The following is a 17,522-nucleotide window of genomic DNA, read 5'->3' as shown; positions in this document are numbered from 1 at the left end:
GGCCTCACGGTTCAGCCCAAGGCCTGTGGTGCTGGAGCCAGTGTTGCTGACTTCGGCAGGGGTCCGCAGGCACAGCGGGCGGCGAAGGGGGCGTGACGGCCACCGTGACGCGGCGGTCCCGCTCAGCCTCCGGGGACCATCCAGCGCAGGACCTGGACGAGACCGACGATGGCGCACACCACGACGAGCGCCGCGATGACCCATGCGATGACCTGGGCTGCGTCGATGCCACCACCCGAGGATGAGGCTGACGAGGCGCCGGAACCCGCGCCTGAACCGGCGGGATCGGTTGCCTCGCTGGCTGATTCGCGTGCTTCGAGAGCCTTGGTCCGCAAAGCCTCGACCTTCTTGGAGCGCGGTTCCTGGCGGATCGAGCGCGGCAGAGAGCGCCACATCGCACCGAAGTCGTCACCGTGAGCCTCACGCCATGCGTCCACGGCTGCCTCGACCTCGGGCCCCTTGACGCCAGCGCCGAACCACGCCGCACCGGCCGCGGGCAGGTCGCCCATGCCGTGGTGGACCTCGCCGAGCAGTCGCAGCGCCTCGACGTCGCGCTCCTCGCGCACTCGTTCGGCGAGCAGGTCTCGTGCCACCCAGAGCTGCTGCCGGTCGATCGCGCTCGTCGCCTCAGCGACCACGGGGCTCGACTCGGACGTGGTGTCGGATGGTGCGACCTCGCGGTGCTGCTCAGGCATGAGCACCAGCGAACCACACCACCGCACCTGTCTCCATGACCGGCACACACGGCATACCGGCTCGTTTGCCTTTGTATGCCGGCCCACGCAGAGCCTGGGACCCGCGCCCACCAGGGTGACCCAGCCCACTAAGCGTGCGCTTAGTCACAAAGGACGGATCCACCTTGCCCGCATCTACTCGCGAGTAGCACCATGGACTCATGGGCCACTACAAGAGCAACCTGCGCGACATCGAGTTCAACCTCTTCGAGGTGCTCGGTCGCAGCGACGTCCTGGGCCAGGGGCCCTATGCGGACGTCGACACCGAGACCGCCCGCGAGATGCTCAAGGAGCTGACGCGCCTCTCGGAGAACGAGATCGCCGACTCCTTCCAGGACGCTGACCGCAACCCGCCCGTCTACGACCCGCAGTCCCAGTCCGTCACGATGCCGGAGTCGTTCAAGAAGTCCTACGACGCCTATCGCGAGAGCGGCTTCTGGGGCATCGACCTCCCGGCCGAGCTCGACGGCACCGTCGCACCGCCGAGCCTGCGCTGGGCCATGAACGAGCTCGTCCTCGGCGCGAACCCCGCACTGCTCATGTTCAACGCCTCCTACGGCTTCGCCAAGCTCCTCTACATCCTGGGCAACGACGAGCAGAAGAAGCTCGCGCGCTGGATCGTCGAGAAGGACTGGCACTGCACGATGGTCCTCACCGAGCCCGACGCGGGCTCGGACGTCGGCGCCGGTCGCACCAAGGCGGCCCAGAACGAGGACGGCACCTGGGACATCACCGGTGTCAAGCGCTTCATCACGAGCGCCGAGTCCGACATGGTCGACAACGTCGTCCACTTCGTCCTGGCCCGTCCCGAGGGCGCTGGCCCCGGGACCAAGGGCCTCTCGCTCTTCATCCTCACCAAGTTCGACGTCGACCTCGAGACGGGTGAGCTCGGCGAGCGCAACGGTGTCTATGTCACCAACGTCGAGAAGAAGATGGGCCTCAAGGTCTCCACGACCTGCGAGCTCACCTTCGGCGGCGAGAAGCCCGCCACCGGAACGCTGCTCGGCGATGTGCACGACGGCATCGCCCAGATGTTCCGCGTCATCGAGAACGCCCGCATGCTCGTGGGCACCAAGGCCATCGCGACGCTCTCCACCGGCTACCTCAACGCCCTCGAGTACGCCAAGGAGCGCGTCCAGGGCGCCGACCTCACGCAGCAGACCGACAAGGCCGCGCCGCGTGTGACGATCACCCACCACCCCGACGTGCGCCGCAGCCTCATGCTGCAAAAGTCCTATGCCGAGGGCCTGCGCGCACTCGTCCTCTACACGGCCGCCCAGCAGGACGTCGTCGACACCGAGCAGCTGCGCACCGGCGCCGAGTCCCTCGAGCAGGGTTCGCCCGCCGAGTTGGCCAACCGCGTCAACGACCTGCTGCTCCCGATCGTCAAGGGCCTCGGCTCCGAGCGCGCCTGGGTGCTGCTGGGCACCGAGTCGCTCCAGACGTTCGGTGGCTCGGGCTTCCTCCAGGACTACCCGGTCGAGCAGTATGTCCGCGACGCCAAGATCGACACTCTCTATGAGGGCACGACCGCGATCCAGGGTCTGGACTTCTTCTTCCGCAAGATCATCAAGGACAAGGCCCAGGCGCTCACCACGCTGTCCATGCAGATCCAGGAGTTCGCCAAGGACCTCGGCGGCCACGACGGCAGGCTCGACCGCGAGCGCGAGCTCCTCGGTGAGGGCCTCGAGAACGTCCAGGGCATCCTCGGCTACATGGTCGGCGAGCTGATGAAGTCCGACCCGCGACAGGGAGGTGACGTCACCAACCTCTACAAGGTCGGCCAGAACACCACGCGTCTGCTCCTCGGCGCCGGTGACCTCGTCGTCGGCTGGCTGCTGCTGGGCCAGGCCGACATCGCGCTCAAGGCCCTCGAGGCCGGAGCGAGCGAGAAGGACAAGGACTTCTACACCGGCAAGGTTGCTGCCGCGCAGTTCTTCGCCCGCCAGGTCCTTCCGCGCCTCGCCGCCGAGCGCTCGATGGCCGAGGCCACGGACAACGAGCTCATGGACGTGCCGGAGTCAGCGTTCTGACCCGGGCCAGCTGAGTCACCCACGCATCATCCGGTATGCCGTCCGCGCACCTTGCGCGGGCGGCATCTCGGCTGTGTGAGGTTCTGCCTGGACCGGCGCCGCGAGTCGCCCGACGACGATCCACCCCAGGTAGTGCGTGAGGAGGAAGAGGTCGTGCCACCAGGTGTCGCCGACGACGTTCGCGAGCAGGCCCAGGACGACGACTCCGGCAAGCGCTGCACCCAGACCCCTCCACCCGTGCCTGACGGCCGCGATGCCCGCGGTGATGCCGCCCACTGTGAGGAGCAGGAACCCGAGCGCGAAGAAGACGAACGCCGCTCCCTCGTCGGCACCGACGAGCGCGAGCGTCCCGTAGGTCAAAGCGAACACGACCTCGATCAGGGCGCCTGCGACGAGGAGCCGCCGACCGACCCGACCGGCCCGACTCGGGAAGGCCGGAACGAGTCCGCGGCACACCGTCGCCAGCAGCAGCCAGCCCAGCACATGGGTGACAGCAAAGAGGAACTGCCCTGCGCGAGCGTCGGTGAGCTGCGGCACCACCAGCTGGATGGCGACCGGCACGGCAAGGAGCAGGGCCGCGACCGTTGAACGGGTGAAGGAACTCATGGCTGTCTCCTCGACAGTTCGTGGGCGACGGCGGTCCGACGTCCGATCCCTCGACGCTAGGCAGCACGGGCGCCGCCGTCGTCCGGCTTGGGAGAGACCTCGGGCATCTCTCTCAGGACAGATGTCCCGGGGACGCCGGAGCCCTACTCTCGAGACATGACGCGTCTCGTGCGCATCGCCTTCGTGGCGCTGGTGCTCGCGCTGGCGGCCTTCGGTGTCGCGACGGCGTGGCAGACCGGCGCCGATGGACGGTGGCTGCGAGTGGCGCTGGCCGTCGCCATCACCCTTCCCCTCCTGCTCCTCCCCCGCCACCCCGTCGCGGTGGTGCTCGTCGTCGTGGGTGCGGCATCGACGGACCTCGCCCTCGGCGGTGGCGGTGGCGGGGCGTGGTTCGCCATGCTGGTCGTGGCCTACGGACTGGGGCGCTACTCGTCCGGCTTGGCGTTGCTGCTCGGTGGCGTCGCGATGTATGCCGCCGCGCTCGCCGCCGACCTGCCGCGACTGCGCTCCGGTGCGCCCCTGGACGAGGTCGTGCCCGCCTGGGTGATCCTCGCGGCGCTCGTCGGTCTCGGCCACTGGTTCCGCTCACGGCAGGAGGAGACCGCGGAACTCGTCGGCCGCGCGGCAGCCGACGAGCGGGGGCGCATCGCGCGCGAGCTGCACGACCTCGTCGCGCACAGCCTCGCGGTGACCGTCGTCCAGGCCCAGGCCGGCCAACGAGTCCTGGACCGGGACCCGGAGGCCGCGCGAACGGCGCTCGCCGCGGTCGAGCGGCTCAGCCGAGAAGGTCTCGGGGAACTGCGTCGATTGCTCGGCATGCTCGAGAACGACGACTCCGCCTCTGTCGACCCGCCGCCCTCGCTTGCCCGGCTCGACGAGCTCGTCGCCGACGTCCGCGCGGCGGGACTGCCCGTGCACCTCACGGTCCGCGGTTCGCCTGCCGGCCTGCCAGCCGGCGTGGACCTCGCGGCATACCGGATCGCCCAGGAAGGACTGACCAATGTGCTGAAGCACGCCGGACCGGGGGCACAGGTCGACCTCACGGTCTTCTACGAGGACGACGCGGTCGAGGTGCAGGTCGTCGACGACGGTCGGGGCAACGACGGTCGGGGCGGCAACAGTGGGGGCGCTGGACGAGGCCTGGTCGGTATGCGTCAACGCGTCGCGCTGTATGGCGGGAGCCTCGAGGCCGGGCCGCGGAACGACGGTGGCTTCGAGGTCAGGGCACGGATGCCGTTGGTGCGCGCATGATTCGGGTCGCGCTCGTCGACGACGAGGAGCTGGTGCGTTCTGGTCTGCGCATGATCCTGGGGACCGAGCCCGACCTCGAGGTGGTGGCCGAGGCGGCTGACGGCACCTCTGCCCTGACCATGCTGGCCGACACCTCTCCGGACGTCGTGCTGCTCGATGTCCGCATGCCCGGGCTCGACGGGCTCGAGGTGGCGAGCCGCCTCGCGAGCACGGGCTCACCCACGCGCGTCGTCATGCTCACGACCTTCGACCACGATGACCTCGTCTATGCAGCCCTGCGCGCCGGCGCGAGCGGCTACCTCCTCAAGGACGCACCAGCAACCCGGCTCGTGGATGCGATCCGGGCGGCAGCTGCCGGCGACGCGGTGCTCGCGCCGTCGGTGACCCGGCGCATCGTCGACGAGCTCGCGCGGCGCCCTGACCCTCCGCGGACCGGGCAGCTCGCCACGCTGACCGAGCGGGAACGGGAGGTGTTGGCCCTCATGGCCGAGGGCTGCTCCAATGCGGAGGTGGGCGAGCGGCTCTACATCGGGGAGGGCACCGTGAAGACCCACGTCGCGCGGATTCTCACCAAATTGGGCGTCCGGGACCGGCTCCAGGCCGTGGTGCTGGCCTACCGCGCTGGCCAAGGCCCCGATGAGTCGCCACCAGCCAACCGCCACACCCTTACGTGACGAGGAGTCCCAGGCACCATCCGGTATGCCGTTCGCGCACTTGCGCGGGCGGTATACCTCGTTCTCAGACGTGCGCCCTCAGGCCCGCCAGACGGGCGCGACCTCGCGCTGGTAGCCGCGGCCAAAGATCCTGACAAGGATGAACCGCACCGGCGCTGGCACGGTCGCGCGCAGGGACGCGAGCGCCACGGGATCGCCGCCGTCCTCGAGCCACGCGAACAGCTCACCCGCCATCGCGGGGCCACCCTTGCGGAGCTGCTTCTCGACCGCCTTCCACTCGGGCGTGTGCTCGCGCTCGATGATGATCGGCATGACGTCCTGCTCCTCGTGGACCAGGTGGGTGTTGGTGACCCGGGCAGTCTCGGCGACGGTGTCGGCGGCAGCGGTGGCGCGGGCCCTGCTCGGATCATCGATCAGGGCATCGAGGGCTCCTGACACCGCGCCCAGGCCATCGGCCATCGCCTGGTGTTCGCTCTCCATGGCGTCGAGCAGAGCTGGGTCAGCGACCCCCAACCCCCGCAGATAGGGCCACACATAAGCGTCCTCGGACTCATGGTGATGGTGGAGCTGCCGGTCGAAGGTCTCCCAGGCGCGGCACAACTGCCGGGCTCGGGCACCGCTCCCGTCCGGGAAGGTCCGCAGGGCGGACTCGAAGCGGGTCAGGTCACGGCGCACCGCCGTGTGAATGATGACGTTCATGTTCATCTCGGCCACGATTCGACGGTAGACCTCAATCCCGACACGTGGTCGAGGTTCGAGAAAGCGCGTCGGACCGGTGGACAGGACAGGGGGCGGGGCGCCTGCACCCCCCTCCAGGAGCAGGCGCCCCGAGCTGTCGCTCGTCATCCCGGTTCCGAGCTGGCAGATCCCCCGATCCGCCTTGGTGCCAACCCTTCCAGCGCCCGACGCTGCTGTCGATGGGGAGCACTCCCCGGACGCACGAGACCCCGGTGACCGCGTGGTCTCCGGGGCCTTTGCGCGTATGCCGTGTGCTCGCGTCAGATACGACGGTCCGGGTCCACGTGGGTCTCTTCGATGCGCGAGCCTGACGCCGGGTCGACCTGCTCGGAGCGGGTCGTCGTGAAGCCCGTCGGGCGGGTGCGGCTGCGCATGACCAGCGAGAGCAGAATGGCGAGGACACCTGCAGCAAGCAGGATCCATCCGAGGGCGCCTTGATCGATGCCTGGGATGTCCACGGTGATGACGTCGAAGGCAAAGATGGCACCGAGTACCAGCAGGACGATTCCGAGTCCGATGTACATGGTCACTCCTTGTGGCCGGGTCCGGGACAGGGGCCCGGATCGGCTCAATTCTAAGCCCACAAAGCCTCTGACCTGCGGATTTGCGGCAGGGCCTTTTTGAATCAGCGTCGAGGGATGAGGATGGCTCCGGGGTTGAGCAGCCCGTCCGGATCGAGGGCGTCCTTGATCCGCCAGTTGAGCTCCATGACGTCAGGACCGAGCATCGCCGGGAGCGCGCCTCGCTTGAGACGACCCACTCCGTGCTCTCCGGTGATCGTCCCGCCGAGCTCGATGGCCGCCATGAGGATGTCCTCGAAGGCCGCCCGGGCCCGAGCGGTCGAGTCCGCGTCGGCGGCGTCATACATGACGATCGGGTGGGTGTTGCCGTCACCGGCGTGAGCGACGCAGACGATGTCGATCCGGCGGTCGAGGCCGATCTGCTCGACCCGCGCGACGAGGTCAGGGAGCAGTGGCACCGGCACCCCGACGTCCTCGAGCAGGAGCGACCCGGCGGCCTCGGCCGCCGGGAACGCGAGGCGGCGAGCCCGGACGAAGGACTCACCCTCGGCGGCATCGTGCGTCACGAAGACGTCGACGGCGCCGGCCGCCAGACAGGCCTTCTCGATGACGTCCATCTCGCCCGCGCGGGCACCCTCGGGCGCATCGGACTGCACGAGCAGGAGAGCGCGCTCGCGGTCGAGTCCCATCGGTGCGAAGTTCTCGACCTGGTTCACCGTCGGCCGGTCCATGAGCTCGACCATCGAGGCGCGCACGACCCGCCCCATGGCGACGACGGCCTCGGCAGCCGCACGCACGGAGTCGAAGGTCGCGACGAGGGTCGACGGGGCGAGCTGAGCAGGAATGAGCCGCAACGTCGCTCGCGTGACGATGCCCAGGGTCCCCTCGCTGCCCACAAAGAGCTTGAGCAGTGAGAGGCCGGCGACGTCCTTGATTCGCTTGCCCCCCAACGTGATCAGCCGCCCGTCAGCAAGGACGACGTCAAGGCCGAGGACGTAGTCGGTCGTCACGCCGTACTTCACGCAACACAGTCCGCCCGCGTTGGTCGCGACGTTGCCGCCGATGGAGCAGATCTCGAACGAGGACGGGTCCGGCGGGTACCAGAGGCCGTGCTCGGCGGCGGCCTTCTTGACCGCGGCGTTGAACGCACCTGGCTCGACGACAGCGCAGCGCGCGGCCGGGTCGATCTCGATGGCGGTCATCCGCTCGAGGCTGACGACGAGTCCGCTCTCGACGGCCGAGGCTCCCCCGCTCAGGCCACTGCCCGCTCCGCGCGGAACGACGGGTATGCCGTGACTCGCCGCCCAGCGGACGGCGACCTGGACGTGTTCGGCCGATTCGGCACGAACCGTGGCACACGGCATACCGGCATCGGGGTCCCTTGCCCAGTCCTGGCGGTACTTCTCGAGCGCTTCCGGCGTCGTTGCCACCACCCCCTCCGGCAAGGAGGCGACGAGTTCGGCGATGGCAGCGCTGCGATCGGTCACCCGGTCATCCTAGGAAGTCGACCTGACTCACGTCTCGAGCCCAGGGGGAGACAGCGTCGCTACGCAGCGCGTTGAGGGTGTCGATCTCACGGTCGATGTCTCGCCGCTTGGCCTCCAACCGTTCGAGCTCCTGGGCGAGCAGCTGCTCCATGACACCAGTGCGGCCCTCGGGCGGCGCTTCAAGACAGGGCAGGAGCTCGTTGATGGTGGCACTGCCCAGACCGGCCGCGAAGAGGTGCTGGATCAGGACGACGCGATCGATCATCGAGGACTCGAAATCGCGCCACCCACCAGACGTGCGCTCTGAGCGGATGAGCCCATGGTCTTCGTAGTAGCGCAGCGACCGCGCGCTGACACCGCTGGCCTCAGCGAGTTCTCCGATGCGCATCGTCCTCCTTCATCCAGTCCTCGGCCCTCAGTCTTGCAGTTGACACCGGTGTGAGGTTCCACGCTAGGGGGGTCGCACCCACGAGGGGTGCGCCGCATTGAGAGGAACCACCGTGCACTGGCTTCACCTCGGCATCGCCGTCATCTTCGAGATCACCGTGGCCATCTGCGCCGACAGGGCGAAGGGCTTCACCCAACCCTCGTGGACGGTCGGGACCCTGGCCAGCGGCGCCATCGCCACCTATTTCCTGAGCCAGGCGCTGCTCACCTTCGACGTCGGCGTCGGCTACGCGATCTGGACGTCCGTGGCCGGTGTCGGGATCGTCATCGTGAGCGCCCTCTTCTTCGGGCATCGACTCGGCTGGCGCAAGGCACTCGGAATCGTCGCCGTCATCGGTGGAGTCGTCGGTCTGCAGCTCAGCGGCGGTGCGGCATGACGCAACGCCGTGACACCGACTCATCTGTCGGAACCGCCAAGGCGCGAGCCTGGCTCGTCCTGCTCCTCGCCGGTGCCTTCGAGGTCGGCTACGCCCTGTCCGTCGGAGGGAGCGAAGGCTTCACCCACCTGACCTGGTCCCTCGTGGGCGCGGCCTTCTTCCTCCTCACCCTGTTTGCCCTGAGCGTCGCTCTGCGCACCATCGACATCGGCATCGGCTACGCCGTGTGGGCCGGCATCGGTGCGGTCGGTGCAGCCATCCTCGGCCCGGTCTTCTTCGACGAGAACCTCTCCTCGACCCAGGTGATCTGGCTGGCCGTCATCATCGCCGGCGTCGTGTGGCTCAAGCTCTCCGACCGTCCCACCAGCGACGCCTGAGGGCACGAAGCGCTGCCGTGCCAAATGCAGTTGCGTCGGTGTCAGTGCCTTGGGAGAGGATTGATGCCATGGCCACGATCGTCTTCCTCCATGCCCACCCCGATGACGAGGCCTCCGGGACCTCCGGCACCATGACCCGCCTCTCCCGTGAAGGCCACCGTGTCGTCGTCGCCTACGGCACCGGCGGCGAGCACGGCAGCGCGCCCGAGGATCTGGCCGAGGGCACGACGCTGGCGCAGTTCCGTCGCGGCGAGGCCGAGGCCTCCGCGGTGGTGACCGGTGTCGAGCGCATCGTGTGGCTCGGCTATCTCGACTCGGGCATGCACGGCTGGGAGCAGAACGCTCACGAGCAGTCGTTCCACAGCGCCGACCTCGACGAGGCTGCGAGCCGGCTCGTGGACGTGCTCAACGAGGAGGACGCTGACGTCCTCGTGACCTATGACTGGCACGGCGGCTACGGCCACCCCGACCACGTCAAGGTGCACAAGGTCGCCTACCGGGCTGCCGATCTTGCGGCCCAGCGCCCCCGACTGCTCGAGACGACGATGAACCGCGACGCGATGCGGGTCGGCTGGCAGGCCGCTCAGGCTGCCGGCCAAGAGGGCGGATTCGACCCTGACCAGCCCATGGAGGACGGTGAGCCGATCGGCACCCCCGAGGCGCAGATCCACTGGCGCGTCGACGTGTCGCCCGACATCGAGTCCAAGCGGGAGGCGCTCGCGTCCCATGCCAGCCAGGTGAGCGACGTCGGCATGATGTTGCAGCTGCCGCCCGAGATCTTCCTCGCCTGGTTCGGCACCGAGTTCTACATCGAGCCGGGGCGCGAGCCGGGCATGGTCGACGCCTGGCCGTTCGCCGACCTCGAGGCCTGACCGTCCGACCGGAGGGTTCTTGCTGGATCCGGAGGGTGAATCAGCCTCCGGACCCAGCGGGAACCCTCATGGGGAGCAAAGTTTGGGGCGACGTCAGAGGCGGCGGTCGGCCAGGACGGGGAAGCTCTCGCGGGTGCTCGTGACGAGCGCCGGGTCGATGTCGACGACGAGCACCTCCTCGTCGGTGCCGGCCTCGGCCAGCACCTCGCCGGTGGGGGCGATGACCTGACTGTGTCCGCCCATGACGGTGCGGGCGTGCGTGCCCACGGTGTTGCACTGCACGACAAAAGCCTGATCCTCGACGGCACGCGCGCGCCCCAGCAGGGTCCAGTGCTCGACCCGGGCGGCCGGCCAGGCGGCAGGGACGACGAAGACCTGCGCACCGGCATCGAGCTGCTGGCGATAGAGCTCTGGGAAGCGCAGGTCGTAGCACGTCGACAATCCCACAGTGACGGGATCGCCTGTGCCAGAAGGGATCTGGGCCGTGACAACCTCAGTGCCGGCCTCAAGGAGCTTGGGCTCGCCGGAGCCAAAGCCAAAACGGTGAACCTTCCGGTATGCCGTCCGCTCGCCGTCCGCAGTGACGAGGACAGACGTGTTGGCGAGCGTTCGCCCGTCGGGCCCGGCCTCGGGCAGGCGCTCGATGAACGACCCGGCGTGGAGCGTGACACCGGCCTCGGCAGCGACTTCGGTCATGGCCTTGGCCCAGGGGCCGTCGAGGGACTCAGCCAGCCCTTCCCAGCGGTGGTAGTCGAAGCCGGTCGGACCCCACAACTCGGGGAGGACGACGAGTTCGGGGCGGCGCTCGTCCGCGACCCCACGCACGAGCGACGTGACGCGCTCGACCCGCTCGGGCATGGACTCGTCGTCGCCATAGCCCAGCTGGATGACTGCGATGCGCATCAGTCGCTCTCCTTGGTCCCGTCGTTCTTGGTCTGGTCGCCGAGCCGGCCGAGGCGCGCGTTGTAGGCACGCAGTGCCGCGTCGTCGTCTCGATCGGCCTGACGATCGAGCCGCACCGTCTCCTGACGGTCGCGGCTGAACCATTGTCGCGCGACGAGGATCGCGAGGATGAGCGTCGGCGCCTCACCGAAGCCCCACGCGATCTCACCCGCCCGTTCCTGGTCGGCGAGCAGTTGCGGCCCCCAGGGGAGGTTGATCTGCTCGAAGAAACCCGGAGCGAGAACGAACTTCGTGCCGGTGAGGGCGACCCCGAAGAAGGCGTGGAACGAGATCGTCGCAAAGAGGATGAGCAGCAGCATGGCGGGTGACCACTTCGGCGGTCCGGGGTCGATGCCGATGAGGACCCACGTGAAGAGATATCCCGTGATGAAGAAGTGGGCGAGCATGAGCAGGTGCCCGGAGTGGGTCGTCAGCGCCAGCTCGAACAGCGGTGACCAATAGAACGCCGCGAGGCTGCCGAAGAAGAGGGTGGCGGCGACCACGGGGTTGGCAAGGACCTTCAGCGCGCGCGAGTGCACGACCTGGAGGATGACCTCGCGCGGACCCCACGTGCGGTCCGAACGTGACGGCAGGGCGCGCAGAGCGAGGGTCAACGGTGCCGCCGGGACGAGGAGAAGCGGTACGACCATCGCGACGATCATGTGCATGACCATGTGAACCGAGAAGAGGACGCGGCCCCAGATGTCAGGAGCCCCACTGGTCGCCCAGATGAACACGATCCAGCCGAGGGTCCACAGGATCGTCCGGTGCACCGGCCACGCGTCTCCGCGCCGCTGGAGGCGAACGACGCCGACGGCATACAGGGCGACGGCGAGCACAGCGATGGCGACCATGAGCCAGTTCGGCCGCCACGCCGTGAACCAGTCAGCGGCCTGCATCGGACCGGGATCGGGGAAGCCGGTGATGGCGAGGACGGCGCTCGGGGATTGCTCCGAGTCGGGCACGGGCGGCGGTGTGCGGCCGAGGACGGCCCCGAGTCCCATGGCCGCGGCCATGAGACCGAGCTCGAGGAGGATGAGGCGGGCGAAGCCGTTGCCGGCCCGGCCGATGCTCGCGATGACGCGGCGGCGCTGCTGCCAGCCAAGGATGCCCAGCACGACAATGATCGCGGTCTTCGCGACGATCATCGCGCCATAGGCGGAGCTGATCCCGGAGAAGGAACCCAATCGGATGACGGCCTGCTGCAACCCGGTGACGGCCACGGCGGCATACGACCACCCGGCGAGCACCGAGTAGCGCGAGACGGTGGCGCCGAGATCCTGACCGATGCGCGGACGCATGAGGGCGATGGCGAGGAGACCGCCGACCCACACGGTGACCCCGATGAGGTGGACACCGAGCGAGTTGACGGCGTCCTCGTGACTCGCGCTCCCGGCCGAGTGACCGGTGAGGGCCACGATGACGATGCCGCCGAGGGCGAGGGCGGCCAGCCACGCGTAGGCGGGGCGCGTCCGGGCGAGCAGCGCGCCAGCGGTGACGACGAGCGCCACCGCCGTGGAGATCGACAGCACCCGGGTCACCTCGAGCGACCACACGAAGGTGAGGAACTGTTGGCCCAGCTCGGGATCGCTCAGCCCGAGGCCGGCGAGAGAGGCGAAGGTGAGGAAGACACCGAGACCGGCCGAGACGAACCAGATGACTCCGGTGACGGCGGCCAGGCGCGACGCCTGGATGCGGCGCTCGGTCGTGTGCCGCTCCGGGACGAGGAAGGCCGCGAGGATGAGCAGTCCGAGGGTGACGGCCGACGAGAGGTCGCTGACGACGCGGGCCAGCGGCAGTGCCCAGCGCACGACGGGCCCGGGGTCATCGAGCACCAGCGGCGCGAGGACTCCCGCCAGTGACGCGGCGACGAGGGTGACGACCAGTCCGCTGACGGTGACGACAGCCACCGGGCCCAAGGGGGTGCGGGCGGCAGCGGAAGCGGTACTCATGCCAGACAGCGTAGGCAGACCTCCTCGCGGGTGGGATCGTGCCCCGGCGCGCAGGCGGGGCTGAGTCCGGCCTACGGCGCGGCCGGGTCGGTGCGAGAGTTGGGAGGATGAAGTTCTCACCGCCTTCTCTCACCGTCGGGCTCGACGTGGCCGCAGAGGCCGATGCCGTGTGGGACCTGCTCGTCCAGGTCGACCAGTGGCCCCGGTGGGGTCCGACGGTGCGCCGGGCTCGCGTCCACGGGGTCGATGTGGGAAGTGAGCGGGGAGGACGAATCGGCCCTGATGCCACCGGAACGGTGTGGACCTCCGTGGGCCCTGCGGTCACGTTCCGGATCGACGCCTGGCAGGACACGGGCCGCGTCCGTCACTGGTCATGGCGGGTTGCTGGCGTGCATGCCACTGGGCACACCGTGCGGGCTCACGAGGGAGGGTGTCGCGTCGAGATGACGGCACCGTGGTGGGCCCCGGCCTATGCACCGGTCCTGTGGCTCGCCCTGCGGCGGATCAGAGATCTCGCTCAAGCTCGGCCAGCTGCAGGTGACACCACGGGCTGACCTCGCGTCGCCCCGAGAGCACCTCCTCGCGGAACTCCAGCCAGTCCACCCACGCGTGCTCGGAGACCTCGGCCGGGTCCGGCGAGACAGAGGCCGGGTCCTCACAGGTGGCGACATAGACCGGGCACACCTCGTTCTCGACGATGCCGTCGGCCATGACCGCTCGATAGCGGAAGTCGGGCAGCGCGACCCGCAGCTCGACGATCTCGGTCCGCAGCTCTTGCGTCACGCGCCGACGCACGGCGTCGGCGGACAACTCGCCCGGCGCCGGGTGACCGCAGCAGCTGTTGGTCCACACCCCCGGCCAGGTCCGCTTCGACCACGCTCGCCGGGTCACGAGCAGCCGGCCCTGCGGGTCGAAGATGTAGCAGGAGAAGGCAAGGTGCAAAGGGGTGTCGCGGTGATGCACCTCGCTCTTGGCAGCCGACCCGATGGGCGTACCGTCCTGCGCCAGGAGAACGACCCGCTCGTCCTCGGGTGGGGTGATCATGCCGGCCGCGCGAGTTGGTTGACTGCGGCTCGAAACAGGGCGGGGGCGATCCGCGCCGCAGGGACAAGAGCCCGTCGCGCCAGCGGGAGACGGGTTGCCGTGACGAGACCGAGAGTGAGGGCGTCGTGGCGTCGGCGGATGCGTCGCCATGCCTGTTCGTATGCCGCCGGGTCACCCGAGGCGACCGCGTCCACCGCCGCCCGGGCCTGCGCCATGCCGACCGCGAGCCCTTCTCCGGTGAGCGCGTCAACGTAGCCAGCCGCATCGCCGACGAGCAGCACCCGACCCTGCACCCGGCGGCGCGAGCGCTGGCGCAGCGGACCGGCGCCGCGCACCGACGACCGAGTGCATCCCGCGATCCGTTCCCGGACGAGGGGGAACTCCGTGAGCAGCTCCTCGAAGGGGCGGCGCTGCGCACTCAGCACCGCGACCCCGATCTCACCCGGGCCAACCGGTGTCACGTAGGCCTCCCCGCAGCTGGCCCAGTGCACCTCCACCAACGAGGTCCAGGGCGCGCACTCGACATGCACCCGCTGGCCGTAGCGACGTGACGGCGGCCTCGGCACGTCTAGGCCAAGGAGTCGGCGCACCGTCGAGTGGAGCCCGTCGGCTGCGACCACGTGGCGCACGCGCTCGCCGTCAACCAGCACGTGGTCGCCACGGTCCTCGAGTTGAGCCACCGGCGTCTCCACCACGCTGACACCCGCCGAGCGAAGGCCCTGGCTCAACGCGGCATGAAGCACCGTGCGGCGCACCCCCATCCCGACTCCCGCAGCGAACGCGGCATCGACGTGGTGGTGGCGGTCGAGATAGCGGATGCCGGTGATCGCAGACCCTTCGAGGTGCACCCCGAGGTCCTGGAGCGATGCCACCGCCCCCGGCATGAGCCCCTCACCACACGCTTTGTCGATCACTCCCGTCCGAGGCTCGCGGACGGTCACGTCGAGACCGGCGCGGACGGCATACAGGGCAGTGGCCAGACCGATGGGGCCACCACCGACGACGAGGAGGTCACGCATCGTTGGCGTCCTCCAGGGAGGGCAGCGTCGCCAACGCGGCGTTCTCGGCGCGCAGGCGCGCCGTGAGCAGCACGGCGTTGGCGAGGGTGAAGGCCAGAGCCGTGACCCATCCGGCATGGACCAGCGGCAGCGCGGCTCCCTCCGCCACGACGGCGACGTAGTTGGGGTGGCTCAGCCAGCGGTAGGGACCAGAACGCACCGGCGCCATCCCGGGGACGACGATGACGCGGGTGTTCCACCGACGACCGAGGGTGAGGATGCACCACCAGCGCAGGACCTGCGCGGCGAGGACGACCGCGAGCATGGACCACGCCAGCGCGGCCGGCACCACGGGCCAGCGGACGAACGCCTCGACGAGCATCGCCACGAGGAAGCCGGTGTGGAGCACCACCATCACCGGGTAGTGCCCCTGCCCTGTCTCCACACCACCTCGCGACAGGCTCCACTCGGCGTTGCGCTTGGAGACGACCAGCTCCACCAGGCGCTCGACCGCGACGAGGAGGACGAGCACGACGAAGGCGGTCAGGGTGCTCACGAGCCACCTGCGTCACCGGTTGCGCGCAGCAGGACGAGCTCGGAACAGAAGCCCGGCCCCATGGCCAGGAGCACGCCGTGAGTCCCCGGCAGCGGTGGGCGCAGGGCGAGTGTGTCAGCGAGGACGTGAAGCACCGAGGCCGACGAGAGGTTGCCGATCCGCGCCAGGCTGGCCCGGGTGAGCGCGACGTCGTTGTCGGTGAGGCCGAGGCTGTCACGCACGGCGTCGATGACCTTGGGGCCACCGGGGTGGCAGACCCACCAGCCGATGTCGTCGCGAACGAGTCCGTGGTCGGCCAGGAAGCGGTCGACGTCATCGCCGAGGTAGCGCTGGACGATCGTCGGGACCTGGGCGTCGAGCACGATGCGCAGCCCGGAGGCGCCGATGTCGAAGCCCATCGTGCGCTCGCTGTCCGGATAGAGCCGGCTGCGGCTGCTGACGATCTCGATGGCGGAGTCGCGGCCGGGGCCGCCGACGACGACAGCAGCGGCGCCGTCACCGAAGAGGCCGCTGGCGACGATGTTGGCGACGCTGGTGTCATCTCGCTGGACGGTCAGCGAGCACAGCTCGACCGCCACGAGGACGGCGATGTCGCCCGGGTGACCCAGGACGTGGTCGTGCAGTCGTGCGACACCCGCGGCGCCGGCGACGCAGCCGAGGCCGAACATCGGCACCCTCTTGACGTCCTCGCGCAGCCCGACGACGGCCGCGATGCGCGCGTCGAGCGACGGCACGGCCAGTCCAGTCACGGTCGTCGACACGATGAGATCGACGTCGGCGGGCACCAACCCCGCTCCCGCCAGTGCCTTCTCGAGGGCGCGGGCGCCGAGCGCAACAGCATGGTCGAGGAAGAGGTCGTTGGCCTCGTCAAAACCACCGAGACCTTCGTAGTCCTCGAGAGGCAGGACCAGGTGACGCTCATCCACCCCGGCGTTGGCGTGCACGGAACGCAGCAGCCGCTCACTGGCACCGGCTTCGACGACGACGCGGGCGAAGGCGTCGGTGATGTCACCTTGCTGATGATGGTGCGGCGGGAGAGACGTCCCCACGGACAGCAGACGGGTGTGCATGGTTCCCTCGGTCTCAGCGGGACGGCTCATCGGACCACCAAGGTCACCACGTCCGTGAACGCGATCCCGACAGCGGCATAAAAGGGCGCCCGTCCGGTGCCGACCAGCGCGAGCACTGCCAACACTGCCACGACGAGGCCCGCGACGACGGCGACGGCGGGATCCGGCCGTGCCGACATCGAGTCCGTGAGCAGCAGCAGGACGGTCACGGTGACCAGCAGGCCGACCGCGAGCAGGACGCTCGCGCGAGCCCCGAGGCGATGCGGCAGGCCCCGGATCCCAGTGGCCGCGTCCTGCGCCAGGTCGGGCACGGTGTTGAGCAGGTGGGCCGCGACACCGAGCAGCGCGCCGCCGACGACGACCTCGGCCGGAGGCAACTGACCCCCCACGAGTTCGACGAAGATCGGCAACCCGCCGAAGGACACGGCATACGGCAACCAGGACGCGATCGTGCCCTTGAGCCACAGGTTGTAGGTCCAGGCGGAGGCCACGCAGACGAGGTGCACGGACCCGGCGAGCGGGCCGCACAGGAGGGAGAGGAGCACGGTCGCGGCGACGGCCAGGGCGCAGGCGACCTGCACGGTTCGCACCCTCAACTCCCCACTCGCCAGTGGCTTGTCGGAGCGCCCGACGGCGGCGTCACGGTTGCGATCGCGCAGGTCGTTGGACCATCCGACCGACAGCTGACCTGCAAGGACTGCCGTGGCGACCATCGCGATGAGGGTCAGGGAGAGGTCGGCAGCAAGGCCCAGAAGGGCGGACAGCACGGTCACGGCGAGCGCAGGACCGATGTGGGCTGCCCGCACGAGTCTCACACCGGTGGCCGTCATGACACTCACCCTA

General features: G+C 69.4%; 20 protein-coding genes. 7 read left to right on the top strand and 13 right to left on the bottom strand.

From position 1 onward, the window contains the following. Positions 1 to 122: 122 nt before the first annotated feature. A complete protein-coding gene (locus V6K52_RS01725; RefSeq protein ID WP_353952186.1) occupies positions 123 to 695 on the bottom strand; it encodes a hypothetical protein in 573 nt (190 codons plus the stop codon). A 200-nt stretch (positions 696 to 895) separates the two neighbouring features. Between V6K52_RS01725 and V6K52_RS01720 the strand changes: the two genes are divergently transcribed. Continuing rightward, entirely contained in the window at positions 896 to 2,767 is a 1,872-nt protein-coding gene (locus tag V6K52_RS01720; RefSeq protein ID WP_353952185.1) for an acyl-CoA dehydrogenase, read from the top strand. Positions 2,768 to 2,782: 15 nt separating this feature from the next. Here the strand turns inward: V6K52_RS01720 and V6K52_RS01715 are convergent, their stop codons facing one another. Then, positions 2,783 to 3,373: a hypothetical protein gene (locus V6K52_RS01715; protein ID WP_353952184.1), complete on the bottom strand. Its 591-nt coding sequence runs from the start codon at positions 3,371 to 3,373 to the stop codon at positions 2,783 to 2,785. 156 nt (positions 3,374 to 3,529) lie between these two features. On the opposite strand from V6K52_RS01715, the gene V6K52_RS01710 reads away from it, so the two are divergent. Both V6K52_RS01710 and V6K52_RS01705 read left to right on the top strand, forming a co-directional pair. After that, the gene (locus V6K52_RS01710; protein WP_353952183.1) at positions 3,530 to 4,624 is read left to right on the top strand and encodes a histidine kinase; all 1,095 of its coding nucleotides are present in this window, start codon (positions 3,530 to 3,532) and stop codon (positions 4,622 to 4,624) included. After that, positions 4,621 to 5,298: a response regulator transcription factor gene (locus tag V6K52_RS01705; RefSeq protein ID WP_353952182.1), complete on the top strand. Its 678-nt coding sequence runs from the start codon at positions 4,621 to 4,623 to the stop codon at positions 5,296 to 5,298. The genes V6K52_RS01710 and V6K52_RS01705 overlap by 4 nt, the downstream gene beginning before the upstream one ends. Positions 5,299 to 5,376: 78 nt before the next feature. Here V6K52_RS01705 and V6K52_RS01700 read toward each other — a convergent pair whose 3' ends face one another. From V6K52_RS01700 to V6K52_RS01685, 4 genes are all read right to left on the bottom strand, one after another. Beyond that, the gene (locus tag V6K52_RS01700; protein ID WP_353953840.1) at positions 5,377 to 6,003 is read right to left on the bottom strand and encodes a hemerythrin domain-containing protein; all 627 of its coding nucleotides are present in this window, start codon (positions 6,001 to 6,003) and stop codon (positions 5,377 to 5,379) included. A 293-nt stretch (positions 6,004 to 6,296) separates the two neighbouring features. Further along, positions 6,297 to 6,560 carry a DUF6458 family protein gene (locus V6K52_RS01695; RefSeq protein WP_353952181.1) on the bottom strand — a complete coding sequence of 88 codons (264 nt, stop codon included), beginning with the start codon at positions 6,558 to 6,560 and terminating at the stop codon, positions 6,297 to 6,299. Positions 6,561 to 6,661: 101 nt separating this feature from the next. Continuing rightward, positions 6,662 to 8,044, bottom strand: coding sequence for an FAD-linked oxidase C-terminal domain-containing protein (locus V6K52_RS01690; protein WP_353952180.1), 1,383 nt, complete (start codon positions 8,042 to 8,044; stop codon positions 6,662 to 6,664). Positions 8,045 to 8,048: 4 nt separating this feature from the next. Further along, positions 8,049 to 8,432: a MerR family transcriptional regulator gene (locus tag V6K52_RS01685; RefSeq protein WP_353952179.1), complete on the bottom strand. Its 384-nt coding sequence runs from the start codon at positions 8,430 to 8,432 to the stop codon at positions 8,049 to 8,051. 112 nt (positions 8,433 to 8,544) lie between these two features. On the opposite strand from V6K52_RS01685, the gene V6K52_RS01680 reads away from it, so the two are divergent. The 3 genes from V6K52_RS01680 (at position 8,545) to V6K52_RS01670 (ending at position 10,117) form a co-directional block, all read left to right on the top strand. Then, positions 8,545 to 8,868, top strand: coding sequence for a multidrug efflux SMR transporter (locus V6K52_RS01680; RefSeq protein ID WP_353952178.1), 324 nt, complete (start codon positions 8,545 to 8,547; stop codon positions 8,866 to 8,868). After that, the gene (locus tag V6K52_RS01675) at positions 8,865 to 9,245 is read left to right on the top strand and encodes a multidrug efflux SMR transporter (protein ID WP_353952177.1); all 381 of its coding nucleotides are present in this window, start codon (positions 8,865 to 8,867) and stop codon (positions 9,243 to 9,245) included. Before V6K52_RS01680 ends, V6K52_RS01675 begins: the two co-directional genes overlap by 4 nt. A 68-nt stretch (positions 9,246 to 9,313) precedes the next feature. Continuing rightward, positions 9,314 to 10,117, top strand: a complete 804-nt coding sequence (locus V6K52_RS01670; protein ID WP_353952176.1) for a PIG-L family deacetylase — start codon at positions 9,314 to 9,316, stop codon at positions 10,115 to 10,117. A gap of 93 nt (positions 10,118 to 10,210) precedes the next feature. Here the strand turns inward: V6K52_RS01670 and V6K52_RS01665 are convergent, their stop codons facing one another. Next, the gene (locus V6K52_RS01665) at positions 10,211 to 11,020 is read right to left on the bottom strand and encodes a carbon-nitrogen family hydrolase (RefSeq protein WP_353952175.1); all 810 of its coding nucleotides are present in this window, start codon (positions 11,018 to 11,020) and stop codon (positions 10,211 to 10,213) included. After that, positions 11,020 to 13,011: a cytochrome c oxidase assembly protein gene (locus V6K52_RS01660; RefSeq protein WP_353952174.1), complete on the bottom strand. Its 1,992-nt coding sequence runs from the start codon at positions 13,009 to 13,011 to the stop codon at positions 11,020 to 11,022. The genes V6K52_RS01665 and V6K52_RS01660 overlap by 1 nt, the downstream gene beginning before the upstream one ends. 107 nt (positions 13,012 to 13,118) lie before the next feature. Here V6K52_RS01660 and V6K52_RS01655 point away from each other — a divergent pair, with 107 nt between their 5' ends. Beyond that, positions 13,119 to 13,565, top strand: coding sequence for an SRPBCC family protein (locus V6K52_RS01655; RefSeq protein WP_353952173.1), 447 nt, complete (start codon positions 13,119 to 13,121; stop codon positions 13,563 to 13,565). On the opposite strand, the gene idi is transcribed toward V6K52_RS01655, so the two are convergent. From idi to V6K52_RS01630, 5 genes are read right to left on the bottom strand one after another with little or no spacing between them, the layout of a single operon-like run. Continuing rightward, on the bottom strand, positions 13,516 to 14,055 hold the full coding sequence (gene idi / locus V6K52_RS01650) for an isopentenyl-diphosphate Delta-isomerase (protein ID WP_353952172.1): 540 nt from the start codon (positions 14,053 to 14,055) through the stop codon (positions 13,516 to 13,518). The two genes, V6K52_RS01655 and idi, sit on opposite strands and share 50 nt — an antisense overlap. Then, the gene (locus V6K52_RS01645; RefSeq protein WP_353952171.1) at positions 14,052 to 15,074 is read right to left on the bottom strand and encodes an NAD(P)/FAD-dependent oxidoreductase; all 1,023 of its coding nucleotides are present in this window, start codon (positions 15,072 to 15,074) and stop codon (positions 14,052 to 14,054) included. Before V6K52_RS01645 ends, idi begins: the two co-directional genes overlap by 4 nt. Continuing rightward, entirely contained in the window at positions 15,067 to 15,600 is a 534-nt protein-coding gene (locus tag V6K52_RS01640) for an isoprenylcysteine carboxylmethyltransferase family protein (protein WP_353953839.1), read from the bottom strand. Before V6K52_RS01640 ends, V6K52_RS01645 begins: the two co-directional genes overlap by 8 nt. A 5-nt stretch (positions 15,601 to 15,605) precedes the next feature. Next, complete coding sequence (locus V6K52_RS01635) at positions 15,606 to 16,709, bottom strand: 3-oxoacyl-[acyl-carrier-protein] synthase III C-terminal domain-containing protein (RefSeq protein ID WP_353952170.1); 1,104 nt, start codon at positions 16,707 to 16,709, stop codon at positions 15,606 to 15,608. After that, a complete protein-coding gene (locus tag V6K52_RS01630; RefSeq protein WP_353952169.1) occupies positions 16,706 to 17,509 on the bottom strand; it encodes a UbiA family prenyltransferase in 804 nt (267 codons plus the stop codon). Before V6K52_RS01630 ends, V6K52_RS01635 begins: the two co-directional genes overlap by 4 nt. Positions 17,510 to 17,522 lie beyond the last annotated feature (13 nt).

The organism is Knoellia sp. S7-12, from assembly GCF_040518285.1.
Classification (GTDB): Bacteria; Actinomycetota; Actinomycetes; order Actinomycetales; family Dermatophilaceae; genus Knoellia.
This window is presented reverse-complemented; position numbering and strand designations above follow the sequence as displayed.